Here is a 25810-nt window from a genome sequence, read left to right as displayed (position 1 = left end):
CCGTGCGCGGAGACGCGTCCGGGCGGCGGCAGGTCACTCGTTCAGGAGTGCCTGGACCTCCGCGTAGCCGGGGAGGCCGGCGGCCACCGGGCCGCCCTCCGCGACGGCGAGCGCGGTCGTGACGGCCGCACCCAGCGCCGCCCGGTACAGCAGGGAGCCGCAACTGATCCGCCGTACGCCCAGTTCGGCCAGCCCGGCCACGGTGTGCCTGGCGGGCAGGAACAGGACGTTGAGCGGCACTCCCGTTCCGCCGACGAGCGCCCGAATGTGCTCCGCTTCGGCGACGCCGGGCAGGAAGACGCCGTCGGCCCCCGCCTCCGCGTACGCCCGGCACCTGCGCAGGGCCTCGTCCAGCTTCTCGGCCCCGCTCGGCCCCTCCCCCGCGACCTGATCACCGTGCCGGGGCCGGTCCTCCGCCGCCCCGGCCTCGTCTCCCGTCGAGGTCGTGGCGAGCCAGAACGTGTCCGTACGGGCGTTGACGAACATGCCGGGCACCCGTTCCTTGATCGCCGCGACCGTCTCCTGCATGACGGCGACGGGGGCGAGGCGACCGTCGGGCCGTCCGTCCTCCAGGTTCACCCCGACCACGCCGAACGCGGCCAGCTCCGCCGCCAGGTCCGCCACCTGGCTCGGCGTGCCGCCGAACCCGCCCTCGATGTCCACGCTCACCAGGCAGGGCACCCGTGCCAGCCGTCGGGCCAGCGCGACCGTCTCGCCCCTGGTGGCCCCCTCACCGTCCGGCTTTCCGGCGACGGCCGCCACGCCCAGGCTCGTCGTTCCCACCGCCGCGAACCCGGCCCGGGCCAGCGCCGCCGCCGACGCGTAGTCCCACGCGTTCGGCAATACCAGGGGAGCCGGTCCATGGTGCATCTCCCGGAACGCGGCGAAGGCCCGCTCCCCCGGCCTCCCCGCGGTACGGCGGGCATCCGCGACGGCCTCCAGGACGCCGGCGGCCAGGGACAGGGCGATCCGGTCGCCGGGGCAGGGCCGGAGCCCGTGACCGAAGGTGAGATGAGCCGCGCCGGGAGACGCCGGGGCGTCCCTGGTGGCGGTGGGCACGTCGAGCACGACCGCCGTACCCGCTTCGATGACCGCACCGCCCAGCGTCACCCGTTCCGTGGCCACCCGGCGCATGGCCTTCAGCGGCGGGTCGAGCCGCAGCGTCTCCTCCAGCAGCTCGTCGATCGCGGCCGGATCGGGCCGGCCCGTCAGGCGCCGGGCGGCGTTGCGGATCAGTCCGGCGGTGGAGTCGCACGCCTGGACCAGCAGCATGACCGTCGTGGCGAGCGTCCCGGCCTCGGAACGTCCCGGCGGAAGCCTCAAGGGCGCCCCGAGCCCGCGCGAGCGAAGCGAGGGCGATGAGCACAGCAGGTCGGCCAGGCGTTCCAGGGCCGCGTCCGCCGGGGCGTCCGGCCCGGTCCCGGGGAAGTACGCGTCGGCGATCACGCCCACGAGATCGGCCACCTCATCCGGGTCGCTCCCCGAGTCACCGCACAGCGCGTCCGCCAGCACGGCCACGGGGACCCGCCTGGCGACCGCGTCGAGCGGCGCGCCGCCCCGCAGCGCCGCGCCCGCCCGCCCCCGGGCCGCCTCGCGCAGCCGTACGGGCTCCAGCGGCGTGAGCGCCGCGACGGCGGCGCGGCGCCCCTCGGCGTGCCTGCGGCCGTTGGCGAAGCGGCTGACCGCGCCGCGCAGCCACCCCATGCCGGACTCGATGCCGGACTCGATGCCCGGCTCGCCGGGCGGCGCCTCCGGAACCGCGAAGCGGTCGTCGGAGAGCACCGCGCACACGTCCGCGTACCGGCTGATGACCCACTGCCCGCCCTCGAACCGGGGCGACGTCGCTGCTGTCATGCCCTCGACGCTAGGCCCGGGACGTTTCGTCAGCGGCCGAAACGTCCCGGGAGGAGGACGGGCGGCGTCAGCCGAGCAGCGTGTCCCCGACCCAGCCGTTGGGAGCGCAGCCTGGCGGGATCGCGAAGACGGCGGAGCCGATCGGAACCGTCCACGCGTTCAGCAGGTCGGCCTCCGCGAGCTTCCGCTGCACGGGGACGAACTGGCGGTCGATGTCGGCCTGGTACGACGCGAACAGCAGCCCGGAGGAGGACGTGCCGTCCGCGGTGACGCCCTCGTCGTAGTTGTACGGCCTCCGGAAGATCCGCAGTCCCGGGTCCTGGACGTGCGCCCGCCTGATGTGGGCGTACTCGGAGATGACGGGGAACCCGGTGGGGCCGAGCTTCTCGAAGTCCGGCTCGTCGTGCTCGGCGTCGCCGGTGATGGGCGCGCCGTTGTCGAGACGGCGTCCCACGCTGAACTCCCTGCCGACCCGGTCCGCGGCGTCCCAGGTCTCCAGGTCCATGTGGATGCGCCGCAGCACGAGGGTCGTGCCGCCGTGCAGCCACTCGGGACCGTCGCTGATCCAGACCGCGCGGTCGAAGTCCGCCGTGCCCGGCGCCGGGTTGACGGTCCCGTCGAGCTGGCCCATGAGGTTGCGCTGCGTCGTGCCTGGGGCCTGGACCTGCGGGCTCCTGCGGAACCCCCGCTGGGTCCAGCGCACCTTGGCGAACGCCCGCGCGTCCTTCACGATCATGCGGAGGGCGTGGGAGAGCGTGACGCCGTCGTCGGCGCAGATCTGCACCAGCAGGTCGCCGTCGCTCCACTGCTTCTCCAGCCGGTCGACGGAGAACGCGGGCAGCGGCGCCACCGCCTTGGGCCGCAGGTGCTCGACCCCGGCCGCCGTGAACAGCCCGGGGCCGAACCCGAACGTGACAGTCAGCCGGGCCGGGTCGACCGCGAGCTCCGGTTCGACGTCGGCCAGGGCCGCCCGCCCCTGGGTGAGGCGGCGGGCGTCGTCGGTGAGCAGCCGCATCAGGCGGCCGATCGCCTCCTTGTCCATGCCCTTGCGCAGGTCCAGGCCGAGGAAGGCGGCGTACGTCTGCGGGATCGTGGCGACGCCGCTCTGGTTCTTGCCGTGGAAGGGCTCCACCGCCGTACCCGCGGACGCGAGGGCGGCGGTCGCCGCCGCGGTGGCGGCGGTGGGGGTTCCGGAGGGCGCGCACGCGGCGAGGGCGCCGACCGCGGTGGCGGCGCCTCCCGCGAGCAGTCCCCTCCGGCTCAGTCGGGGTTCACGCATGTCGATCAGCCGTGGTCCTTGCCGGTGTCGCCGCTCGCGCCGTGATCATCGCCGGCGCCGTGGTCCATGCCGGGCTGGTAGTTCTCCTTGCCGCCGGCGAAGTCCTTGCCGATGGCGGTGAACTCCAGCTTCCCGCCGTCCTTCAGGGTGAGCGTGAAGGAGATCTGGTCGCCGGGCTTCACCGGCTTGGTGACGCCCATCAGCATGATGTGGTCGGCGCCCGGTTCGAGCTGGTGCGTGCCGTGGGCCGGGATCGTGAAGCCGCCCTCCTTGGGACGCATGACCATCTTGCCGCCGGAGTCGACGACCTCGTGCAGCTCGACGTCGGGCGAGAGCGGGGAGGTCGCGGACAGCACGGTCACCTCGGTGTCGCCGTCGTTGACCAGGGTGCCGAAGGCCGCGGTCATGCCGGACTCGGTGCTCTTCACCCACGGGTCGGTCACGGAGATCGCGGCCTGTCCGGACGGCGCCGGGGTGGTCTGAGGAGCGGTCTGGGCCGCGGCCCGGGTCTCCGGCTGCGCCGCGGGCTGCGAGCCGCAGGCGCTGACCACGGCGATGAGGACGGCGGCGGGTGCGATGCGACGAAGGAGCATTGCGGTTGCCTTTCTTCGACCGGGTACGGCGTGCCGGGTGTGCCGCGGCTGTGCCGTACCGGTCCGTGGTGGTTGTCGTTGGGAGCGATCCGCGGCAGGGCGGGATCGCGAAAGTCTTCGATGCAGGTGGACGGGCCGCTCGGCACGCCGACGGCGGACGGGACGCGCGGTCAACGCGTACGCCGCCGGGGCGACGGAGCGGTCACGACGAGCCGGGACGAGCCGGCCGGTCGGGGAACGCCGGGAGAGGATCGCGCGGCGGGAGCCCGCGAGCCAGGCGTGCCACGGACCCGGCGCGTGCGAGTCGGACCGGCCGTTCCCGAGTCAGGCCGTCCGGGGGCGCGGCCGGTGCGGGTGCGCACCGGATACGATCCGCGGTCGGCCCCGGAAAACGGGCTCGCGAGAGGCGCCGTCCGGCGAATCCCGTACGGAGAGTGCTGTGCCGCGCGTCAGAGCGCGGCGGCCGCGAGCGCCGGCGGCCCGCGCCGGGTGACCGCGTGCCGCAGCTCCCGGGTGCGGAGGATCTCCGGCTCGGTGGAACGGCAGGCGTGGAAGGGAACGGGGGCCGGGACGAGCAGGACGTCCAGAAGGAGGCACAGCCGGGCGGCGAGCCGCCGCAGCAGCGACCACAGCATGGCCTCGCCGCGCGCGAGCCACAGCGCCGTCAGGCCGACGGCCCACCCATGGGTGATCAGCATGCCGATGCCCGGCACCAGCCCGGAGTGGAGGTGCCCGCCCGCCTCGACGTACGGCGTCGCATCACCGAGCCCGCCCGCGACGGGCGCGGCGTACCGGAGGCTGAACAGCAGGTGCAGGGCCACCTGGAGGCCGCCGAGGAGCGGAAGGATCACGGCCATGCCGCGCTCCCTCCCGGTCCAGGGAAGGGCGGCGGCGAACGCGAGCGCGAGCGCGGCGGCGACCCTCGGCCCCGAGAGCGATCCGCCGCCGAACAGGTGCGCGATCACGCCCAGCACGACGCACACCACGGCGAAGGCCGTGGTGCGCGCAAGCCGGAACGGGGTGACGGCACTCATATGGCCTTTATCGTCCCACGGGGACCGGCCGGTCCCCCAACCGCTCCCCGAAGATCACATCATCCGCCGCACGTCACATGAGATAGCGGAACCACAGGTACGGCGTGCAGATCGCGACGGTGACCAGGGTGACGATCAACCCGTACTTGGTGAACTGCCAGAAGCTGATCGGCGTGCGGTTGCGGGCGGCGATGCCGAGGACGACGACGTTGGCGGCGGCGCCCACGGCGGTCGCGTTGCCGCCGAGGTCGGCGCCGAGCGCCAGGGCCCACCACAGCGCCCGCGCCACCTCGTTCCCGCCGTTGGCCTGCACGAGGTCGGCCACGATCGGGCTCATCGTCGCGACGTACGGGATGTTGTCCACGACGCCGGACAGCGCCGCGGAGGCCCACAGCAGCAGCATGGTCGCGAACCCGAGACGGCCCTCGGTGGCCCCGACCGCCGCCTCGGAGATCTTGCCGATCACGCCGGTCTCGACGAGCGCGCCGACCATGACGAACAGCCCGGCGAAGAACACCAGGGTCGGCCACTCGACCTCGCGGATCGCCTCCTCGGTGGTGACCCGGGTGGCGGCGACCAACACCCCGGCGCCCAGGAGTGCCACCACGGAGGGCTCGTAGTGCAGCACCGGATGCAGCACGAACGCCGCCATCACCGCGGCGAGCACCACGAGGCTCTGCCACAGCAGCCTGCGGTCGGCGATCGCCTCCCGCTCGTCCAACGCCATGATCTCGGCGGCCCGGTCGGGGTCGTAGCGGAACTCCTTCCGGAACATCACCCGGCACAGACCGATGAACGCGACCATCAGGACGACGACGAGCGGGGCCAGGTGGACGAGGAAGTCGTTGAACGTGAGCCCGCCCCGGCTGGCGATGATGATGTTGGGCGGATCGCCGACGAGCGTGGACGTGCCGCCGATGTTGGACGCCATGGCCTCGGCGATGAGGAACGGCGCGACGTTGAGCGCGAGCCGCTCGCAGACGAGGAACGTCACCGGGGCGATCAGCAGCACGGTCGTGACGTTGTCCAGCAGCGCGGACGCGCACGCGGTGATCACCACCAGCAGCACCAGCAGCCGGAACGGGCGGCCCCGTGCCCGCTTCGCGGCCCAGATCGCCAGGTATTCGAAGACGCCCGTCTGCTTGAGCACGCCGACGATGACCATCATGCCGAGCAGCAGGAAGATGACGTTCCAGTCGATCCCGGTGTGCTCGGAGAAGAACGCCGAGGGGGCGGAGGTGGCGTGGATCAGCAGCATGATCCCGGCGCCGCCGAGCGCCGCCGCCACGCGGTGGACCCGCTCCGTCGCGATCAGCGCGTACGTGCAGACGAACGCCACCACCGACAGCCAGGCGGTGACGGTCATGAAGCGAGCGCCCGGTCGAGCAGGGCCTGCAGGGTGACCGCTCCGCACAGCCGTCCGTCCTCGACGACCGCGACCAGCGGGCTGCGCGTCCGCGCCATGAGGGCGGCGATCTCCAGCAGCGTGGCGCCCGGATCGGTCACCGGCAGCTCACGCGGATCCTCCGGCAGGCATTCCCGGACGGTACGGCCGGCGAGCGAGCGGAGGAACGCGTCGGCGTGCGCCTCGTCCACGACGCGGGCGAGGGCGGGGTCGTCCTGGCAGTAGCGCGGCACGGCGAGCCGCAGCACCTGCGTACCCGGAAGGACCGTGCGCGGGAGACCGCCGACGTCGACGACGATCAGGCCGGGGAGATCCTGGTCCGCGAGTAACCGCGCGGCCTCCACCATCGGCGTGTCGAGGGTGACCGTCGGGAAGTCGACGGCGAGATCACGAGCTCGCATGGGGGCACTCCGGGGTCGGTGACGGCACTGCCGACCAGACTTCCCGGCTCACCCCCCGGAAACCTATCAAGCCCTGAAGCACCGGTGGAAGCGGGGATCCCAGAACGGCGGGCACTCGCGGAACGCGGGATCCGGCCCGGTCACAGCCGGCGGCAGCGCAGCAGCAGCATGGCCGCGTCGTCGTGCAGCGGGGCGTCCACGTGCGCGACGAGGTCGAGCCGCAGCGCCTCCAGGGCCGCCTCGGGATCGTTCTCCTTGAGCAGGTGGGCGCGCTCGGCGAGCGGATAGAAGCGGCCCGCGCGGTCGCGCGCCTCGATGACCCCGTCCGTGTACAGAAGGACCTGGTCCCCCGTCGCGAACGGGACCTCGTAGGGGGTCGGCCCGTCCACCTCCAGTACGGCGAGGCCGAGCGGCGGCGCGCAGACGTCCGGCTCGACGAACGCGATCTCGCCGTCGGCCCGCAGGATCAGCGGGGCCGGATGCCCGTAGTTGAGCAGGGTCAACGTCCCCTCCGGATGGGCCTCGGCGAGGATCGCGGTGACGAAGTCCTCACCGGTCAGCCGCCGGTTGAGCGCCTTCTCCACGCGGGCGCTGACGCCGAGGAGGTCCGGCTCGTCGTGCGCCGCCTCGCGGAACGCGCCGAGGACCAGGGCCGCGGTCTCCACCGCCTCCAGCCCTTTGCCCTGGACGTCGCCGACGATGACCCGAACTCCGCTCGGGCCGGTGACGACCTCGTACAGGTCGCCGCCGATGCGGGCCTCGGCCGTCGCGGACGTGTAGGAGACGGCGGCGCGCAGGTGGCCCGCCCGCCGGGGCACCGGACGCAGCAGCACGCGCTGGGCGACCTCGGCGACCGAGCGCACGTTGGCCAGTTCGCGCTCGCGGCGCTGCCGCCCGACGGTGGCGAGGATGCTGGCGGCGGTCACGCCGCAGATCGAGACGACGCTCAGGTCGCTCTCGGGGGCGCGCAGCAGGTCGTTGTAGACGGCGAGGAGCAGCGAGAGCACCAGCGCGACGAGGCCGATCAGCACCGTACGGCGGACGCCGCCCACCAGGCTCGCGAACGCCGGGCCGATGGCCAGCAGCGACAGGAACACGTACTGGGACCCGGCGAGGATGTCGGCGGTGGCGATGATGCCCATCATCAGGAAGGGCAGCATCGCCATCAGGGGCTGCGTTCGGCTCACGCGCCCTCCGGCAGCCGGCGTCGTGCGGGACGGATCGCCGCCGGCGTGGATGTCGACCGGCGACTCTGGACGTGCGTCACTGTATGCCTCCGAAATGTCGCCGGGCGCGGTCGCCCGCCGGCCGAGCCTCCCCCGTGCGCCGCCGTCACCTTAACAAGCGGCGTCGCCCGAGAACAGGCGATACGTCCCCTGGACGCCCAGGTTGGCGGCCAGGCCGAAGGGAGAATTCTCACAGTCGCGCCAGCAGCTCCGCCTTCTTCTCCCGGAACTCGGCATCGCTGATGAGACCGGCCGAGTGGAGCTCGCCGAGCTTGCGTATGCGGTCGGCGATGTCGGAGGCGTCGCCGCGCGGCGGCCCGCCGGTGGCCGGAGCGGCCGGGCCAGGCGCGCCGTCCGGTAGCGGTGCTCCGGGGAGTGCGGCGGCCGTGCCGGGTCGCACGGAGCTGTGCCCCTGACGCCGTACGGCGGCCAGCACGGCGGCGGCGAAGGGCAGCGACTCGTGGGTCGACCCGTACAGCATGCCGAAGACCACCGAGGCCGGGTCGTCTTCCGGCTTGGGCGGCTCGGCGGCGCCGCGGACCTTCAGCCGCAGCGCTCCGCCCTGCGGCCGCGGCGCGTGCCATTCGACCCCGTCGAGATCGGACACATGGAACCGCTGGTCGCCGGTCTCGTACTTCACGGTGGTCGCGCCGCTCCAGAACCAGGAGAACGTGACCGTCTGGCCGTCGAAGGAGGCCGCGCCGTCCCACGCCTTGAACGAGCGGGGCGCGGGCGGGGCGTCGACCAGGAACACCGGGGCCGGACCGGGGTCGGCGATCGCGCCGCGGATCTCGGTCGCGTAATAGTCCGCCAGGGTCTCCTTGTCCCGGGGCAGGACCAGGCGGTAGGGGTCGTGCTTCTCCCCGAGCTGCCCGGCGGCGGCCGCGACGACGGGGTCGGCGCCCGGCCGGGGCACCGCGCGCAACACGACCGCGCCCTTCTGGCCGACCGTGACGGTGACGTCGGCGAGCGCCTCGTACGGGATCAGCCGCTCGCCGAGCTCGCGCAGCAGCCGGGGAACCTTGCGTGACCGCTCGTACCGGATTCGTACAGCCCCCGCTTCAAAAGCCCACACGCAGCCGTGGCCGACCAGTACGTCCGTCATGCACCCAGGATAGATCGTCTGTCTGGTTGTCCCGGTCGGGAGCGAGCCAGGCGGACGGGGACGGCCGCCCCTGTTGCCGTCGATAGGGTGACCAGGTGGATCAGGGCACATACCGGAACGCGGATCACGGCGACCATGACGCGGGGCGCGACGCTCTGCGCGCACTGCTGACAGGAGTGGACGCGCGGCGCCACCGCCTGGCGTTGGCCCTGCTGTGCGAGGGCGGATGGTGGACGCGGGCCGATCTGGTCCGGGTCACCGCCACCTCCAGGCGGGGCGTCGAGGCGCTGCTGCGCGAGGTCGCGGTCGAGCAGTCCGGCGACCGGTTCCGGCTGACCCGCGCGGAGGCCCGTGCCTGCCGGGAGCTGCTCGGGGAGGATCCCCTCACCGCGCCCGCCACGGAAGCGGCCCGCGCCCCCGGCCCCGCGCCGGGGGAGACGGTCCCCGGCGCGGAAGTTCCCCGCCCGGCTGCGCCCGGCTCGATGGAACCCGGCTTGAGGGCGCCCGGCCGGCCGCTGGCCATGCTGCCCGCCGACCCGGTCGGGCACCTGCTCCCCCGGCACGCGGAGCTGCTCGCGCGGATGGAGGGGCTCGTCGCGGGCGCGCCCCGCGCCGTGCAGGCCCTGGACCACGTCGCGGCGACGCCGGAGACGGTCGTGCGCCGGGCGCTGCTGCTGGACGCGCGGTTCTGGCTGCCGGGGGCGCGGCTCCTGTGCGTGGGCGACCACGACCTGACCTCGCTCGCGGTGGCGCTGCTCCGTCCGGACGTCGAGGTGACCGTCGTGGACATCGACGAGCGCATCCTGGCCTACATCGGCGAGCAGGCCGAGCGGCTCGGCCTCGACGTGCGCACCCGCTGGGCGGATCTGCGTCTCGGCCTGCCGCCCTCGGTCCACGGGTACGCGGACCTGGCCGTCACCGACCCGCCGTACACCCCGGAGGGCATCGGCCTGTTCGTCGCCCGCGCCTGCGAGGGGCTGCGGGACGTGGAGCAGGGCCGGGTCCTCCTCGCGTACGGCGCGAGCGAGCGGACGCCGATGCTGGCGTTGAAGGTCCAGAGCACCCTCCACGACCTCAACCTCGCCTACGAGGCCATGTATCCGGATTTCAACCGGTATTTCGGGGCGGAGGCCATCGGCTCGGCCGCCGACATGTATGTCCTGCGCCCGACGACCAAGACCCTGCCCGCCGTGGCGGCGCGGACCGAGCGCTTCGCCGCCGCGATCTACACTCACGGCCCGCAGTCGGTGGAATCCCAGGGGGCGGCGAGCGGCGCGGACGCCGCCGCGCTCGCGGAGTTCGCCCCCGGCCTCCTCGTCGGTGAGTGGCCCAGGGACCTGCTGCCCCGTACTCCTCGGGCCAAGCTGGCCACGTGGCTGGCCAAGCCGTACGCGGCGGCCTCCGAGCGCGTGGCGATCGCCGTACCGGCCGGGTTGGAGGCGGCGCTGCCCCGGCTGCTGCTGGCCGCGCGGGCGCCGCAGGTGCGCGCCTACCTGGGCGCGCCCCTGGACGATCTCTCCGCGCTGTCCGAACCGCTCGCGCCCGTCTACGCCGTCAGCGCGCACGGAAACGTCGTGGACGCGACGCGACGCGCGTTGCCGGAGGAGGTCCCCGGCGGGCAGGCGATCGCGGGCGGCGTGGAGGAGCGCGTCGAGATCGTCCTGCGCCGGATCCTGGACCACGCGCACGGCAAGCTGGCCAACACCTGGCGCGAGGCGCTGACCAGGCTGCCCGGCGGCCCGACCAAGAAGCAGGCCCGCTCGATCGTGGCCGCCGTCGCACCCTGGTCGGCCGACGTCACCCCTCTCGAACTGCCCGCGCACCGGCTGCGGGAACTGCGCGCCGCCGTGGCCGCGTCGCTGACACAGACCGAACCGTCCTGACGTCCGTCACGCGCGCCCGGCGCCCGGTCTGTCTCCGGGCCGCCGGGCGCGCGTGTTCAGGCACGCCGGGGTCGCCAATACGGCACGTCGGGCTTGCGCGTCCAGGGACGTCGGCCTCGCCCGTTCAGGCCGGTGGGACGCATGGTTGTCCAGGCCCAGGGGTTGCCTGCGTTCTGGCGCATCCGGCGCGCTGGGGTGTTCAGGCGCGCAGGGCGTCGCTCACCAGCCCGCGGGCCTCCTCCTGCACCTGGGCGAGGTGCTCGGGGCCGTGGAACGACTCGGCATAGATCTTGTACACGTCCTCGGTGCCCGAGGGGCGCGCCGCGAACCACGCGTTGGCGGTGCAGACCTTCAGGCCGCCGATCGGCGCGCCGTTCCCCGGCGCGGTCGTCAGCACCTCGTTGATCGACTCGCCGGCCAGGGTGTCGGCGGTGACCTGCTCGGCGGAGAGCTTCGACAGCACCGCCTTCTCCTCGCGAGTGGCCGGCGCGTCCACCCGCGCGTACGCCGGGTTGCCGAAGCGGGCCACCAGGTCGCCGTAGAGCATGCTGGGCGAGCGGCCGGTGACGGCGAGCATCTCGGCGGCGAGCAGGGCCATGATGATGCCGTCCTTGTCGGTGGTCCACACCGAGCCGTCCCGGCGCAGGAACGACGCGCCCGCGCTCTCCTCGCCGCCGAAGCCCAGGGAGCCGTCGAGCAGCCCCGGGACGAACCACTTGAACCCGACCGGGACCTCGACCAGGCGCCGGTTCAGGTCGGCCGCCACCCGGTCGATCATGCTGCTGCTGACCAGTGTCTTGCCGACCCCGGCCGCCGCCCGCCAGCCGGGCCGGTGGCCGTACAGGTAGGAGATCGCGGCGGCCAGGAAGTGGTTGGGGTTCATCAGCCCGGCGTCGGGGGTCACGATGCCGTGCCGGTCGGCGTCGGCGTCGTTGCCGGTGGACACGTCGTACGCGTCACGGTTCGCGATCAGGGACGCCATCGCATGCGGCGACGAGCAGTCCATCCGGATCTTGCCGTCCCAGTCGAGCGTCATGAACCGCCAGGTCGGGTCGACCAGCGGGTTCACCACGGTCAGGTTCAGCCGGTGCCGCTCGGCGATCTCTCCCCAGTAGGCCACGGACGCGCCGCCGAGCGGGTCGGCGCCGATCCGCACGCCCGCGTTCCTGATCGCGTCCAGGTCGAGCACGGAGCCGAGGTCGTCCACGTACGCGGACAGGAAGTCGTACCGGCCGGTCGTCTCGGCTGCCAGGGCCCGTGCGTACGGCACGCGCCGGACCTCCTTCAGCCCGCCCGCGATCAGTGCGTTGGCCCGGTCCTGGATCCAGCCGGTGGCGTCGGTGTCCGCGGGGCCGCCGTTCGGCGGGTTGTACTTGAAGCCGCCGTCGGCCGGCGGGTTGTGCGACGGCGTCACCACGACGCCGTCCGCCAGACCGGACGTACGGCCGCGGTTGTGGGTCAAGATGGCGTGCGAGACGGCCGGGGTCGGCGTGTAGCCGTCCCTGCTGTCGATCAGCACGGTCACGCCGTTGGCGGCGAACACCTCAAGCGCGGACACCCGGGCGGGCTCGGACAGGGCGTGCGTGTCGGCGCCCAGGAACAGCGGCCCGTCCACGCCCTTCATCGCCCTGAACTCACAGATCGCCTGGCTCGTGGCGAGGATGTGGTCCTCGTTGAACGCGGCGTTCAGCGCCGAACCGCGGTGCCCCGACGTCCCGAAGGCCACCCGCTGCCCCACCTGCTCGGGATCGGGGTGCAGCGCGTAGTACGCGGTGACGAGACGGGCCACGTCGACGAGATCGGACGGCCGGGCGGGCAGTCCCGCGCGCTCATGGGCCATGGGCTTCTCACGCTCCTTCACGCCGGTCCGCACGCGGGCCGGCACGCCGGCCCCTCACACGGGCCGCCACGCTGGCCCGCGTGTTGGCCGGTCACAACAGAACACTCACAAGACCTACAGGTCAGTCTGCCGCATCGCCACCGGCTGCCGGATGCCCGCGCCTCACCTTGTGGACGAGCCGCTCGCGGCGGCGTCCCCGATGTTCTCATCGCACCCGTCCCGACGCGGGACGGCCAACGGCCGGAGAAGATCGGCAGGCTTTCGAACATACAGCGGACGCGCGGCCGGGACGATCCTCAAGGTGTGCTTCGATGGGCCTCGTGCGTGACAAGGTGGAAGCACCCGCCCGATTCAAGGACCTCGCGCTGGACGCACGCGATCACCATGCGCTCTCCGACTGGTGGTGCGCGGCGATCGGCTACGTCCGGAGGCCGACGGCCGACGGCTCCACACAGCCGCACGAGTGGCCGATCTCGATCGTCGACCCCGCTGGGGCGGGCCCGCTGATCTGGTTCAACCCGGTGCCCGAGCGCAAGACCGGGAAGAATCGCCTGCACCTGGATGTCTGGGGCGACCCGGGCCGGCTCCTCGCTCTCGGCGCGACCCTGGTCCGTGAGCCGGGCGACGACATCGACTGACATGTCATGACCGATCCGGAAGGCAACGAGTTCTGCGTCTTCGCGCCTCCTGAGGAGGCGGCCGGCTGATCCGGCGCAGGGGCGCGGCCTCCGCCCGTCAGTGGTCGAGCGGGGGCGACTGGAACAGCCAGATCACCATCGCCGGCACGTCTCCGCCGGCGGCCAGCGCCGCCTCGGGCACCAGTTCCGTCAGGCACCAGGGCCAGACGTCCCAGACCTCGATCGCCTCCGAGGTGGACGGCGTCTCCACCGGTCTCGTGTCTCCCGTCTTCGGCACCCGGGGCTCCTCGCAGCGGCGCACCTGCAATCCGGCCGACAGGCCCGCGCGCAGGTAGTCGCCGATCGAGTGGTGGTAACTCGTGATCCGTCCCGGCTTCCCGTCCGCCCGCCGTAGGGTCGGGACGAAGCCTCGGGCGCCCCCTTCCGGGTGCATGTCCGAGATCAGGACGTACCCGCCCGGACGCAGCACCCTGGCGAACTCGGCCAGCACCGGCTCGAGCGAGGGGACGTGCGTCAGCGCGAGCGAGCAGACGACCAGGTCCACCGCGTCGTCGGGCACCGGCAGGCGGTGCAGGTCCCCGAGCAGGAACTCCCCCTCCGGCACCCGGGCACGCGTCCGGGTGAGCATGTCGGGTGAGCCGTCCACGCCGAGGACCTGGTGTCCGCGCTTGACCAGCGACGCCGCGACCCGGCCGGTGCCACAGGCGGCGTCCAGGGCGACACCCACCGGAATCTCGTCCAGGATCCGCCCGACGACGGGCTCGTCGATGTCGAACAGGCCGTTGGGCCCGTCATAGGTGGCCGACCAGATGCGGTATCCCTCGGTCGTGTCCACGCGCGCCACCTCGACGGCCGCGTCCGCCAGCACCTCGTCGTCGAGCAGCCGCCGGACCTCGGCGATGCGGGCGTCCACGAAGTCGCGGTCGAATTCACCCGTGAAGGACCGCAGCAGGGCCATGCCCTCGACGCCGATCAGGTACGCCAGCGGATGCTCGTAGATCACCCCGCGACACTAACGAGGCCCGCCTCTCCCATTCCATCGAAATAACCCCGCCCGTAAGTACGCACGCGCGAGCAGTTTCGACGCCGTCGTCGCGGCGTTGCCTTCCAGACCTCGCAAGACGCTCGGATGGGACACGCCTGCGCAGCACCTTGCGAAGCTCTTGGCAATCCAGGTCTGACCTGGCCGGCCGTAGTTCTCAGCACTGCGGCTCAACGGGGCGAGGTCGCGGCCAATGGCAACACGCTGACATCGCGATGACAATTCTGATCTCGGCAGTAATTCGGTTGCATGGCGTGGACTGAGTCGTAATGATCCGGCCCGTGCTTGCTGACCTGTGGCCCCAATACGGCCTGACCATCTTCACACCACGACTTGAACTCCGCCTGCCGCGCGAGGAAGAGCTGGCGGCACTCGCAGATCTCGCAGGCAAGGGCGTGCACCGGGCAGACGAGCGCCCGTTCTTGACCCCGTGGACCGACGGCGGTCCCGAGGATCGGGCACGGTCTGTGCTCCAGGAACACTGGAGCCAGCTCGCAGAATGGGACGTGGCAGCGTGGCGGCTCGGACTCGGGGTCTTCCGCAACGGCCAACCGCTTGGCGTGGTCACGCTTCGAGCACGCGATTTCCCAGTCGTTCGGGAGGTCACAACGTCCTCCTGGCTGGGCGTCGAACACCACGGCAAGGGATACGGAACCGAGGCTCGGACCGGCCTGCTCACCCTGGCCTTCGACCACCTCGACGCACGTGCCGCGCGCACCGAAGTGTTCCAGGACAACCACGCTTCTCAGGGCGTGTCCCGCAAGCTCGGCTACGAGCATGACGGCGTCTCGGTTGACGCCCGCGGTGACGAGGCCGTCGTATCCGACCGTCTACGGCTCACCAGGCAGAAGTGGACTCAGCGGAACCGGCCCCCGGTCAGGGTTGACGGGATGACGGCGTGCCGCCCGATGTTCGGCCTCTGACGCCATCCGCTCAGGTCGCCTGTCGGCACCCGAAGGCCCCCTTTACAACGTAGATTTATTTGATCGCCGAACACTCGACATCGGCCGCGGCCTCCATCGGCTCCCCGCAGTGAACGACGAGGGCGTCAACTCGGAGCACTACGCCAGGCTCCCCGAGGCGTGGGCGGGCCTTCGGGGCTTCCACCGAAGGCCCGCCAGGTTGTTCCTACAGGCCGCCGCGCTTCGAGTCGAACACCGTCAGCCGGGCGACCACCTTGTCCGGGGCCTCCGGGTCGACGAGGTCGACGGGCCGGGTCAGCTTGTAGAGATCACCGCGGGGCGGGAACTGGGTGAGGTCCGCCTCGGTGATCATGGGCTCTCTGGTCACCAGTATCACTGGCTCGCCGCCGAAGTCGAAGACGACGGTGACGTCCTGGACGTCGCGGTGCTGGAACCTGGGCGGGAACTGCTGCGTCACCTTCAGCAAGCTCTTGGCGTCGACATCGACGTCGTTCTGTTCGATGGTGATCTGCCCCTTGTCCGTTTCCGCGGTCACCCTGAAGCCGACGGTGCGCAGGCGAACACTGTTCATGGGGTCATGGGGATTGACGTCGACGCGGTGCCTGACACCGCCCCTGAAGTCGCAGGTGATCTTTGTGTTCTCGTACTCGATGGTGCTGTTGATCGCGAGCATGGAGCAGGGAATCTCTGCACCGATAGGCGGCAGCAGCGCGGGCATGCGTGGTCCTTCCGGAAGGCAAGCGGGTTCTCTGCCGGTCTATCCAGGCCGAAGCTCGACCACCCACGTCACGCGCAGATTTACCTGGGCGTGTGACCAAGACTTACCTTCTTACCGGCCTGAGTTGCGCCGCCGGATCACTGATGACGTACACCTCGACGGGGACAGCGGCCCTGGCCGCGGCCGGCAGTCTCGCGCGGGTGATGGCGTTGCCCGGCGTTCCTGCGATTCTGCCGCGCCGGCTCCGCACGCCAAAGCCGGAGACCGGCCAGCGGTAGCCGAGCGGGCCGTACAGCACGACGTCCGCCTCCCCGCAGCCGGGGAGGCGGGCGTTTCTTGCTTCTCTTGCTTCGTGGTGCCGTGTCGGAGCTTCCGCAGGTGAAGACAGCGGGATACTCACGGGAAGCTCAGCCGCGCCACATGCGGTTACGCCGTGGTTGACCAGCCAAGTCAGCAACAACTACCTAACGCAAGCGAGTCATTCCAAATTGTTATTTCGGTAGTACAACGGCCATGTGACGAGGAGCGATGACGGCGGCTCGCTCGCCCAGGCGCCGGCCGCCCGTATGCACACCTGGGCCCGCTACGTCCTCCCTCATCGGCGTGGCACGTACGCCAGCCGCTTGTGGCTGGCCGGCTTCCTGGCATCCGTCCTTGCGGTGACCGCCTTCGTCTTGCCTTCGAGTGAGGCCAGAGCGACAGCGGCGAACCCGACCAGCGGCGGAACCCACTGGTCTCACGCGCTCCTGCAGGGGTCAGAAGAGCCCACGACCACCTCGCTGACCGTGTCGGTCACCCCGTCCTACCCCGGGCAGTCTGTCACGTTCACCGCCACGGTGACTGGGGACTCAGGGCGGATCCCTCATGGGCGGGTCGTCTTCAAGGACTACGGCACCGTCATCGGATCCGGCTATCAGTTCAGCAGTTCGAGCAAGGCCACGTTCACCACCTCGTCGCTCACATTCGGAGTGCACAAGATCACCGCGATGTTCATGGGTGGCAACATCTCTAACTTCGAGGGTTTGATCCACGCCATCTCGAGCACCTCACCTCCGCTTTCACACAGAGTGGTGGACACCGTGTGGGGTGGAGATATCTCGCAACCGGACACGGCACCCGGCACAGATCCGGTGGTGGTCGGCATGAAGTTCCGCACAGCCATCAACGGCACCATCGCAGGCATGAAGTTCTACAAGAACACGCAGGACATCGGCACCCATACAGGCAGCCTCTGGTCCAGGACCGGCGAACTGCTCGCCAGCGCTGTGTTCACGAACGAAACCGCCGAGGGATGGCAAACGGTCGCCTTCGACCCCCCTGTAGCAGTAACCGCAAACACTACCTACATCGTCTCCAACCACACCTCGTCCGGGCACTTCAGCAGAACGCTCAACTACTTCTCGTGGGCGCGCTCCGGCAAGTGGATAACCGCCCTCGCTGACGGCACGGACGGCGGAAACGGCGTCTACGCCTACAGCGACACCAATACTTTCCCCTCCAGCACCTACCAAAAGACGAACTATTGGGTAGACGTTTTTTTCACCCCGCCTAACAGTATGTGGGACACCTCCGAGGAGCCCGGCGAGCTGAATCATTCCGACGCTGAACCGGTCGCACTTGGCACGAAGTTCCGCCCGGCTACCGATGGCACCATCACCGGGATGCGCTTCTACAGGGGTTCGCGAAACTACGGCAGGCACATCGGCAGCCTGTGGTCCAGCAGCGGCCAACTGCTCGCCAGCGCTGTATTCACGAACGAAACCGCCGAGGGATGGCAAACGGTCGCCTTCGACCCCCCAGTGGCGGTGACCGCTGGAACCACCTACGTCGTCTCTTATTACAAAGAAGGCAGGGGCGGAGCCTACTCCAAAACGCTCGACTACTTCACCGGGCAATACGCAAACGGTCCGCTGATGGCCCCTGCTGACGGCGCCGACGGAGGAAACGGCCTCTACATCTACGGCGAAACGAACGCGTTCCCCACCAACACCGACGCGTCCGCTAATTACTGGGTTGACGTTTTGTTCGTCCCCGAGTGACAGAACTCAGCGCTGAGATCGACGTTTTTGGGAGCCGACACGCGGCTCAGGAACCGTCCTCGAGGGCTTCGGGGTACGCCTCGCGCTTGGCGTGCTCGGCGAGCGCCCGGTAGATCCTGGCGACGGAGGGTCTGTGTCCCTTGCGTTTGCCGGTGGGGATGATCAGGTCGGGCTGGAATCTGCTCGACGGACTCGCCGCCCGCGCGGCGCCGCAGCACGGTGTGGAGCATGTCGTCGGTGATGACCGGCGGCCGGCCGCCGTGCTTACCCTTGCGGGCCGCGCTGTCGAGCCCCTCCAGGGTCGACTCGCGGATGTGCTCCCGCTCGGTCTCCGCCATCGCCGCGAAGAATGCGAACAGGAGCGTGCCCGGGCCGGTGGGGTCGTAGATGCCGGGCAGGGGTCCGGCGAGCATCTCCAGGACCAGGCCGTGGGCGGTGAGGTGGTCGGCGAGCGCGGTGAGTTCGGCGGCATCGTGGCCGAGCCGCTTCATCTCGTACACGGTGAAGATGACCCGGCAGTGCGGGGCGTGCGCCTTGATCTCCCGCGCCGTACGGAGCGCCTCCTCGAAGGCGGGCCGTACGCGGCCGCGGGTGCTGATCTTCTCGCTGAAGATCTTGTCCCTCGGGATGCCGTGCTTGCTGAGCGCGTCGAGCCGGGAGTCGAGTTCCTGGCCGAGCGTCGAGCAGCGGGCGTAGCCGATGCGGATGTCCGCGCTCGGCAGATCCGGATCGATCGGCGCCGTGGGCGGGGTGCCCGGCCGCCACGGCCGGCCCGGTCCACGGTCGGCCGGGGTGGGCACCCGCAGTGCCTTCTTCAGCCGGGGCACCATGGTGAAGCGGCGAGCGTGGTAGGCGGAGGAAGGCTCCGCTGCGCGCTCCCGCGCAGGCCAGGCACCCCACAAGTTCCCCCGCTGCCCTCGGCGCGGCCGACCAGCGACCGGAACGTGGTCCAGGCGATGTTGCCGCCGGACAAGACCACACCGATTGTGCCGGGAGGATCTGTGTGGACATCCGCACCGTTGCGGGACGCCTCGGCCACGCAGGCGGGGGAACGACAACGTTGCGGGTCTACGCCGCAGGGTGGAGGAATCGGACCGACACTCCGCGGAGCTGCTCGCAAGTTGGCTTTCCGAAGAATGCCGTGAGTTTGGCGATTCCCTAGCCAGCTTTGTCCAGGTCCGCAAGCTGCGGCCGATCAGGTTCTGCGCGAGATGACCATGATGTATTCGCAGGGAGCGTTCGTTCGGTTGGCGAAGCCGTGGTCCGCGTCGGCCTGGAAGAACAGGGAGTCGCCTGTGTTCAGGGTCTCGTTGATCCCGCCGATCGCGACGGTGAGGGTGCCTTCGAGCACCACGAGTTGTTTCTCCGTACCCGGCGGATACGCGGGCAGCAGCCCGGTGGAGACCTGCGCGGGGAGGTAGTGGACGACCATCTCGGCCCCTCCCGCGCCCGGGGCCGCTGACACCATGTGCCGCTCGAAGCCGGTTTCCGGGTCACGGAAAACGGGGCGATCGTTCTTGCGCATGACAATGGCCACACCAGACGCGGCAGCAGCCGGCGCACCGATCAGGTCCGAGAGCGACGCGTCGAGCGCGTGGGCGATCCTAGACGCGACGCCGATCGTCGGGCTCTTCTCACCTCGTTCGACCTTGGACAGCATCGCCCGGCTGACCGACGACTGTGTGGACAGCTGCTCCAGCGTCAGGCCCGCCTCCTCGCGGCGTCGCCGCACGTTACCGCCGAACGCGCCGGCCAGGTCGTCACCGTGCTGTGGTTCGGCCGCGTTTCCGTCTTGCTCGACCACCGTGCTCCTCGATCGATGGGTATCTCGCTCGCCCACAGTCTAGAGTTTCTCCTAAAGAAGATAGAGTCTTCTATCGAAGACGCGCGATGTGCGCCCAACACGACGGAGGTTCCATGCGTTTGATCTCGAGTGGCCGGCACCATGCCACGTTCGAATTCGGCGATCTGCAGGTGATCTCGTTGCGAGACGGGTACATCGACATGCCGCCGACACGGCTCCGCGACGAGGATGGGCGCACGCTCGATGAGCTGCCAGCCGCCGTGCCGCTGGCCGGCGACAACTTGCGGCTGTCCGTCAACGCCTTCTTCGTCACCGACGGCACGCGGTCGGTTCTCATCGACACCGGCGCGTCCAACGCCTGGCACGACCCCACCATGGGATTGATCTACGACGCGCTCGACGAAGCGGGAATCGACCGCGCGCAGGTCACCGATGTGGCCATCACCCACAAGCACGAAGACCACGTGAGCGGCCTGATCGCGCCGGACGGTTCAGAGGCGTTCACCAAACTCGAGCGCGTGTGGATCGGCGCGGGCGACACCTCGGTGTTCACCGGGCGGCTCGAGCCGATCCGCGACCGGGTCGTACCCGTGTCGGAGAAGGTCGCGATCAACGACTGGACCACCGCGATCCCGACACCGGGCCACACACCCGGTCACACCGTCTACGAGGTCAGGAGCGGCACCGGCCACCTTCTCGCCTGGGGCGACACCGTTCACGTTCCCACGCTCCAATTCGATCAGCCAAACGTGTCCTGGGAGCTCGACGGCAACCAGTCCCAGGCCCGCGCCGCGCGAGCGGCGCTCCTCGAACAACTGACCCAACCACACCACTTCGTAGCCGGCGCCCACCTCGACTCACCCGGCATCGCCCGCGTAACCGCCTCCGGCGACGGTTACGCGCTGGAGTACCTCGCACCACCGATCGGCTGATCGAGCCTGTCGGCTCCGGGCCGCGCTCGCGATGGCGGCCAAGAAGGGCAAGCTCGTCTGGCCCGGCTGGTCGCCCACGAACCTCGCGCACCTTGCCGCCGTTGTAGACCTCAGCGTCAAACGCGGGAGGACGACCTCCCCGACTGCCCTTGCGTTTGCGGTTGGCGATCTGATCCCTACGCTCGGGGATGACGGCCTTGATACCGCGCCGGCGCAGGTAGACGCGGATCTGCTTGGAGAAGTAGCCCTTGTCGCCAATGAGCCGGTCGGGGCGGGTGCGCGGTCGTCCCGGCCCGCGGCGTGGGACCCGTAGCGTGGCCATGGCCGCCTCGAAGGCGGTGCAGTCGACCACGTTCCCTGCGGTCAGGTGCAGGGCCATGGGTAGGCCGCGGGCCTCGGTGATCAGGTGGAGCTTGGTGGTGAGCCCTCCCCGGGAGCGGCCAAGCGCCTGCCGTCTTTGCGACTGCTTCGTATCGATCGTCCCGCCGTCGTCCCCCCTTTTCTCGCTCCGGCCGCATGCTGGTGAGCGCGAGCGATGGTCGAGTCGATGCTGAAGGTCCACTCCACCCGGCCGATGGAGTCGTCCTTGACCTGCATCTCCTCCAGCAGACGCGCCCAGGTGCCGTCCTCGTCCCAGCGCTTGAACCGCTCGTAACAGGTCTGCCAGGGGCCGTAGCGTTCGGGAATCTCGCGCCAGGGTGCGCCGGTCCGCAGCCGCCACAGGATGCCGTCGATGACCTGGCGGTGATCCCGCCACGGACGGCCTTTGCCGTCCGTGGCGGGCAGTAACGGCTCGATCCGCTGCCAGGCCTTATCGGTCAGTTCACCACGTCTCACCACGGAGGATCATCTAACCGCACCCAGCGTGATCATTTGTCGGACACGCTCTAGCGGTGGCCATCCATCCACTAGGACCCTGTCGCGGTACTACCCCGAATCACAAGCAATTCGCGTTGCTGAGGTGACGGTGTAACGGGGCAATCACAACTCACTACACCTTTTTTCGCACGTGTCGTAGTGGTTCGCGGGGTAGTAGTAGGCAGAGACGCCGACATCGGACTGGCCATTGGCGTGGTTGGCCGCACGGACAATACCGAACCCGGCCACCAGGAGAGCGGCAGCCAGCCCGACGCCGCTGAGGGCGCGGAACGAATGTCTCAACATGGTCCTCCTTGAGATCGTGACGGAGGGGGAAGGGGACGCCGCCCCGGCCACCTCCTCGTTATCGACACCGCAGCGTCGCAGCGCGCTTTAGTGATCGGCTTGGAGTCAACTTGGAACGAGGCAGGCCAGACTGCCTGCTGACGGACCGTCCCGCCCTTATGGCTCCCGGTGGTCCATGCGGCGGGCATCCCGAGGACACTGCCGTGCGCTCGCGGCGGGACTGGCGACGGCTGCGGCCTCGCGCGGGTGATGGCGCCACCTGGCGTCCAGGCGATTCTGCCGGGCTGGCTGCGCACGAGCGGGCGAGTCCGGCCAGCGATAGCCGAGCGCAAGCTGTACAGCACGACGCCCCCTCCTGAGGGAGGGGGCGTTTCGTCATGGCGCGGCAAGCCGGACAATCGGCACAGCTCGTAATGGGCGTGCGTCAACCAGTAGCCGTCCTACAACGTCTGTACTACAACGGCCACCTTTGCTCCTCTTGCTTCTCCGTGTCCGGGGCAGTGGTGGCCCTTCACCGATGATCAGCCCCTGTAATCCTTCTGCACTCGGGAACTCGAGGTGCGTCGGTGGGGACGGGAAGAACATGCAAAGCAGGGCCACGAGCGCGACCAGGGATCAAAAGATCTTGCCCAGCACGCCGGACTTGATCACGATGAGCGACCCGATGAGGATGAACACCACCGGGACGATCCAGTGGCCGTAGCGCTCAATGACGGTGACGACCTTCTGATACGAGCCCAGCCAGGAACCGGCCAGGCACCACACGGCGACCCCGACTGCGAATACGGCGATGGTCACCATCGTCGGCCCCATACCGATCGTGCGGAAGACGGGCGTGTAGACGGAGATATTGTCGGCGCCGTTGGCGATCGTCACCCCCACCACGGACACCAGTCCCGAGGCCACCGCCGTGGAGGGGTCGTCCTCTCCGTTGGCGTGAGCCCGAATCGCCTTGATCAGGCCCCAGACGCCGAGCGCGAAGGGCACGAGGCCCAGCAGGCCGACGTAGTCGTCTGACACGATGGTCAGGCCGAGCGCGGCCACCACCGAGACCAGCACCAGCACGCCGATGCCCAGATACTGGCCGGCCCAGATCTGCCAGCGCTTGGGCAGGCCGCTGGCCCGCATCGACAAGGCCAACACCGTCAGCACAACGATGTCGTCGACATTCGTACCGGCGAACATGCCCACTGCCGCCGCCACAGTGCCCAAGATTCCGTCCACGAGCGCCAAAGCTACCGTGTAGCCCAACAAAGGTTAAAAAGTTGCGCAGGTGAGCAACCATTAGCCACGAGCACCGCGGAGGCCTCGCCGCCGCCAAGGCGAAGGAGCTTACGGATCTACGACCGCCTGTGGTCGAAGGAAGAGATAGGCGCGAAATTCCGTACAGAGCTGCTGCAATGGCTCGCGCGTACGGCTGCGCGTGGGATGCGCGCCCACCACCCTTTTTGATCTTGATCGGGATGTCACGGGGGTGTCACACGCCGGCAGGCTCCGGCGCGAGCACGTCCGCGCGGATGATCCGGTAGCAGCGGCGCTCATCGTCCCGCCCGATCACCCCGTCCTCGGCGAGCACGTTCAACAGGCCGAACTTCGCGTCGCCGGCGTACTCCAGGCCGAAGCACCACTTCGCGAGCTGCCCGCGGGCCAGCGTGGGCATCTGCGTGTAGTCGCTGCGCTGCAAGGACATGACGATCGTGCCGCCCGCGCTGCGCAGCTCCTTGACCAGCTCCAGAAACATCTCCTGTTCCTTGTCCGGGAGCGCGTCGAAGATCTTCGGGAACTCCTCCAGCCAGATGATCCAGTAGGTGAGGCCGCACCCGGCCACCCACTTCTGGTAGCCACGTTCGGCCAGCTGGCTCGTACGCTTCGGCGCCTCGGCGTGCAGCGCGCGGAGCATGGCGCGTACGGCCTCGGTCTCGGTCTCGAACCGATGCAGGCCCTGCCGGAGGGGACCGAGGGTCTGCTCGGCCGGGCCATTTCCCTGGTGTGAACGTCTCGGCGCGGAGCGGCTCGAATATGAGACGACCGAACATCCTTCTGGGATTGCCGCCCCTGCCGTTCTCTTCAGCCGGAGCGCTGCCGGCCGAGTGTTAAGCCTGTGCGCACGTACGCCCCGCCGCCTGAATGGCGGCGGGGCGCTTTTCATGATCGTGCGTCATGATCTTGGCGGAACGTGGAGTGTCCTGGAGTTTCCCGAAGGATTCCCGACGTCTCTGCAGCTCAGAAGCTATTTTGGCGCTCCGAGCCGCTCGATCGCGCCGATCATGAGGTCCCAGAAGCGGTCCCGGTCGAGGATCAGGCCCACGTTCGCGTTGGGCTCCCAGTCCATCCGGCTGTGGAGGTCGGCGACCGTGGCGCCCCGGGTGTACCTGCCCTCGACCTCGATCCGCAGCCCCACCCGCGCGTACGTCATGACCTGCGGGTCGATCAGGTACGCGATGGTGATCGGGTCGTGCAGCGGCGGCGCCTCGAAGCCCCACGCCTGGTGGTAGCTCGACCCGAAGAAGGTGAGCAGCTCCACGCAGACGCGAGCCAGCGGGGTGCCGAGCGCGGAGATGCGGTCGAGCACGTCGGGGGTGACCAGCGCCTGGTGGCTGACGTTGAGCCCCACCCACGTCGTCGGGACACCGCTGTCGAGGACCTCGGCGGCGGCCTCCGGGTCGGTGACGATGTTGAACTCGGCGTAGGGGGTGTGGTTGCCCCGCTCGGTCGAGCCACCCATGATCACGATCTCGCGGATCCGCTCCCGGTCCTCGGGGTGGCGCCGCAGCAGGGTCGCGATGTTGGTCAGCGGCCCGATCGCCACGATCGTGACGGGCTCGTCCGCCGCCGCGAGCGTGTCGTGGATGAGCTCGACACCGTGCCGCGGGTCGAGGGGCACGTCCGGCTCGCCGAACGCCGGGCCGTCCAGCCCGCTCTCCCCGTGCACGTAGTCGCCGACCTCCAGGGTCCCGGTCAGCGGCCGGTCGCAGCCGGCCGCGACGGGCACCCCGGTGACCCCCGCCAGGCTGAGCATCCGCCGGGCGTTGAGCGCCGTCTTCTCGACGGTCTGGTTGCCCGCGACGGTGGACACCGCGCGCAGGTCGATCGCCGGATTCGCCACCGCGAGCAGGATGGCCATGGCGTCGTCATGGCCGGGGTCGCAGTCCAGGATCACCGGGATGGGCACGTCAGATCTCCTTGGCCAGCCAGCGCACGGCGCGGGTGAACAGCTTGGCGTACCCGTCCCACGCCACGAACTCGTCGGGGCACCAGTGCGGCGCGATGTCCGACGCCCAGGCGAGCGTACGGCCGGCCCCCGCCTCGCGTACGGCGAGCAGCGGGTCGCCGCCGACCGTGGCGAGGAGGGTCGCGTCCTCCGGCACCTCGAACCGGTTGTACCCGAGCAGCTCGGGCCATCCCGCGGGAAGGCCGGCGGTGATCGGGTGCGAGCCGTCGACGAGGGCGCCGGGCACGCCCTGCGGCGTCTCCACCCGGTCGTCGAAGCGGGAGATGCGGGCGGGCAGTACCCGCTCGACGGCGGTACCGCTGTAGGCGGCCTTGGCCTCGAAGCCCTGGAAGCTCAGGTAGCCGCCCGCCATCGCGAGGCCGCCGCCCTGCTCCACCCAGTCGGCCAGCAGCTCGATGCGGTTGGCGGTCTTGCCGCTGGACAGCCAGGTGTCGGGGTGCAGCAGGATGCTGTTGGCGCCGATGTCGGAGAGCACGACGACGTCGTACGCGGACAGGGCGTCGAGCGTTCCGGGGAACAGCTTGGGCACGTCGTGCGCCGGGAGGTGGTCGACCTCCACGCCGTCGGCGACCAGGACGTCCCGCAGCGGCTCGAAACCGGTGTGGTAGGTGGTCGTGGTGAACGCGTCGAAGCCCTTGTAATGGGTCGAAACGCTCACCCACGATTCGCCGGCGACAAGCACGCGGGTCATGAGGATG

Annotated in this window: 22 protein-coding genes and 1 pseudogene; 5 read left to right on the top strand and 18 right to left on the bottom strand. The window is 70.2% G+C overall.

Translation table 11 applies throughout. The features are described from left to right. Positions 1-33: 33 nt before the first annotated feature. The 8 genes from AWQ68_RS44900 to AWQ68_RS14525 all read right to left on the bottom strand — a co-directional run bounded on the left by AWQ68_RS44900 (position 34) and on the right by AWQ68_RS14525 (position 8897). Entirely contained in the window at positions 34-1854 is a 1821-nt protein-coding gene (locus AWQ68_RS44900; protein ID WP_066940616.1) for an isocitrate lyase/phosphoenolpyruvate mutase family protein, read from the bottom strand. A 67-nt stretch (positions 1855-1921) separates the two neighbouring features. Next, positions 1922-3133 (bottom strand): Dyp-type peroxidase, encoded by a 1212-nt coding sequence (locus tag AWQ68_RS14555; RefSeq protein ID WP_066940615.1) that lies wholly within the window; start codon positions 3131-3133, stop codon positions 1922-1924. A gap of 5 nt (positions 3134-3138) precedes the next feature. Next, entirely contained in the window at positions 3139-3726 is a 588-nt protein-coding gene (locus AWQ68_RS14550; RefSeq protein ID WP_066940613.1) for a copper chaperone PCu(A)C, read from the bottom strand. 449 nt (positions 3727-4175) lie between these two features. Then, positions 4176-4760, bottom strand: coding sequence for a hypothetical protein (locus tag AWQ68_RS14545; protein ID WP_066940611.1), 585 nt, complete (start codon positions 4758-4760; stop codon positions 4176-4178). Positions 4761-4833: 73 nt separating this feature from the next. Beyond that, positions 4834-6126: an ArsB/NhaD family transporter gene (locus AWQ68_RS14540; protein ID WP_066940609.1), complete on the bottom strand. Its 1293-nt coding sequence runs from the start codon at positions 6124-6126 to the stop codon at positions 4834-4836. Next, positions 6123-6566, bottom strand: a complete 444-nt coding sequence (locus AWQ68_RS14535; protein ID WP_066940606.1) for a CBS domain-containing protein — start codon at positions 6564-6566, stop codon at positions 6123-6125. The genes AWQ68_RS14540 and AWQ68_RS14535 overlap by 4 nt, the downstream gene beginning before the upstream one ends. Before the next feature lie 140 nt (positions 6567-6706). After that, on the bottom strand, positions 6707-7753 hold the full coding sequence (locus AWQ68_RS14530) for a PP2C family protein-serine/threonine phosphatase (protein ID WP_245655912.1): 1047 nt from the start codon (positions 7751-7753) through the stop codon (positions 6707-6709). A gap of 229 nt (positions 7754-7982) precedes the next feature. Next, entirely contained in the window at positions 7983-8897 is a 915-nt protein-coding gene (locus AWQ68_RS14525; protein ID WP_066940602.1) for a DUF4429 domain-containing protein, read from the bottom strand. Positions 8898-8992: 95 nt separating this feature from the next. On the opposite strand from AWQ68_RS14525, the gene AWQ68_RS14520 reads away from it, so the two are divergent. Further along, the gene (locus AWQ68_RS14520) at positions 8993-10780 is read left to right on the top strand and encodes a bis-aminopropyl spermidine synthase family protein (protein ID WP_245655911.1); all 1788 of its coding nucleotides are present in this window, start codon (positions 8993-8995) and stop codon (positions 10778-10780) included. A 199-nt stretch (positions 10781-10979) separates the two neighbouring features. Here the strand turns inward: AWQ68_RS14520 and pgm are convergent, their stop codons facing one another. Then, the gene (gene pgm / locus AWQ68_RS14515; protein WP_245655910.1) at positions 10980-12665 is read right to left on the bottom strand and encodes a phosphoglucomutase (alpha-D-glucose-1,6-bisphosphate-dependent); all 1686 of its coding nucleotides are present in this window, start codon (positions 12663-12665) and stop codon (positions 10980-10982) included. Between the two features lie 266 nt (positions 12666-12931). On the opposite strand from pgm, the gene AWQ68_RS14510 reads away from it, so the two are divergent. Then, the gene (locus tag AWQ68_RS14510; RefSeq protein ID WP_066940599.1) at positions 12932-13258 is read left to right on the top strand and encodes a VOC family protein; all 327 of its coding nucleotides are present in this window, start codon (positions 12932-12934) and stop codon (positions 13256-13258) included. A gap of 97 nt (positions 13259-13355) precedes the next feature. On the opposite strand, the gene AWQ68_RS14505 is transcribed toward AWQ68_RS14510, so the two are convergent. Continuing rightward, positions 13356-14261 (bottom strand): class I SAM-dependent methyltransferase, encoded by a 906-nt coding sequence (locus AWQ68_RS14505; RefSeq protein ID WP_066940596.1) that lies wholly within the window; start codon positions 14259-14261, stop codon positions 13356-13358. A gap of 320 nt (positions 14262-14581) precedes the next feature. Between AWQ68_RS14505 and AWQ68_RS14500 the strand changes: the two genes are divergently transcribed. Then, positions 14582-15223: a GNAT family N-acetyltransferase gene (locus AWQ68_RS14500; RefSeq protein WP_084464016.1), complete on the top strand. Its 642-nt coding sequence runs from the start codon at positions 14582-14584 to the stop codon at positions 15221-15223. Between the two features lie 205 nt (positions 15224-15428). On the opposite strand, the gene AWQ68_RS14495 is transcribed toward AWQ68_RS14500, so the two are convergent. Then, the gene (locus tag AWQ68_RS14495) at positions 15429-15941 is read right to left on the bottom strand and encodes a hypothetical protein (protein ID WP_066940590.1); all 513 of its coding nucleotides are present in this window, start codon (positions 15939-15941) and stop codon (positions 15429-15431) included. 515 nt (positions 15942-16456) lie between these two features. Between AWQ68_RS14495 and AWQ68_RS14490 the strand changes: the two genes are divergently transcribed. Then, positions 16457-17980 (top strand): DUF4082 domain-containing protein, encoded by a 1524-nt coding sequence (locus AWQ68_RS14490; protein WP_066940588.1) that lies wholly within the window; start codon positions 16457-16459, stop codon positions 17978-17980. Here the strand turns inward: AWQ68_RS14490 and AWQ68_RS14485 are convergent. Next, entirely contained in the window at positions 17947-18810 is an 864-nt protein-coding gene (locus AWQ68_RS14485; protein WP_218006877.1) for a recombinase family protein, read from the bottom strand. The two genes, AWQ68_RS14490 and AWQ68_RS14485, sit on opposite strands and share 34 nt — an antisense overlap. A gap of 365 nt (positions 18811-19175) precedes the next feature. Beyond that, a complete protein-coding gene (locus AWQ68_RS14480) occupies positions 19176-19784 on the bottom strand; it encodes a helix-turn-helix domain-containing protein (RefSeq protein ID WP_084463993.1) in 609 nt (202 codons plus the stop codon). A 113-nt stretch (positions 19785-19897) separates the two neighbouring features. On the opposite strand from AWQ68_RS14480, the gene AWQ68_RS14475 reads away from it, so the two are divergent. Then, positions 19898-20716, top strand: a complete 819-nt coding sequence (locus tag AWQ68_RS14475; protein ID WP_066940585.1) for an MBL fold metallo-hydrolase — start codon at positions 19898-19900, stop codon at positions 20714-20716. Between the two features lie 145 nt (positions 20717-20861). Here AWQ68_RS14475 and AWQ68_RS44895 read toward each other — a convergent pair. The 5 genes and pseudogenes from AWQ68_RS44895 to AWQ68_RS14440 form a co-directional block, all read right to left on the bottom strand. Further along, positions 20862-21556: pseudogene (locus tag AWQ68_RS44895) on the bottom strand (IS5 family transposase); the annotation flags it as partial. 939 nt (positions 21557-22495) lie between these two features. Continuing rightward, positions 22496-23104, bottom strand: coding sequence for a cadmium resistance transporter (locus tag AWQ68_RS14455; RefSeq protein ID WP_218006875.1), 609 nt, complete (start codon positions 23102-23104; stop codon positions 22496-22498). Between the two features lie 253 nt (positions 23105-23357). Next, complete coding sequence (locus tag AWQ68_RS14450) at positions 23358-23780, bottom strand: hypothetical protein (RefSeq protein WP_066940573.1); 423 nt, start codon at positions 23778-23780, stop codon at positions 23358-23360. Between the two features lie 330 nt (positions 23781-24110). Then, positions 24111-25052, bottom strand: coding sequence for a nucleoside hydrolase (locus AWQ68_RS14445; RefSeq protein ID WP_084463991.1), 942 nt, complete (start codon positions 25050-25052; stop codon positions 24111-24113). A 1-nt stretch (position 25053) separates the two neighbouring features. After that, the gene (locus AWQ68_RS14440; protein ID WP_066940570.1) at positions 25054-25803 is read right to left on the bottom strand and encodes a glutamine amidotransferase; all 750 of its coding nucleotides are present in this window, start codon (positions 25801-25803) and stop codon (positions 25054-25056) included. Positions 25804-25810 lie beyond the last annotated feature (7 nt).

The organism is Microtetraspora fusca (assembly GCF_001570365.1).
GTDB classification, from domain to species: domain Bacteria; phylum Actinomycetota; class Actinomycetes; order Streptosporangiales; family Streptosporangiaceae; genus Microtetraspora; species Microtetraspora fusca.
This window is presented reverse-complemented; position numbering and strand designations above follow the sequence as displayed.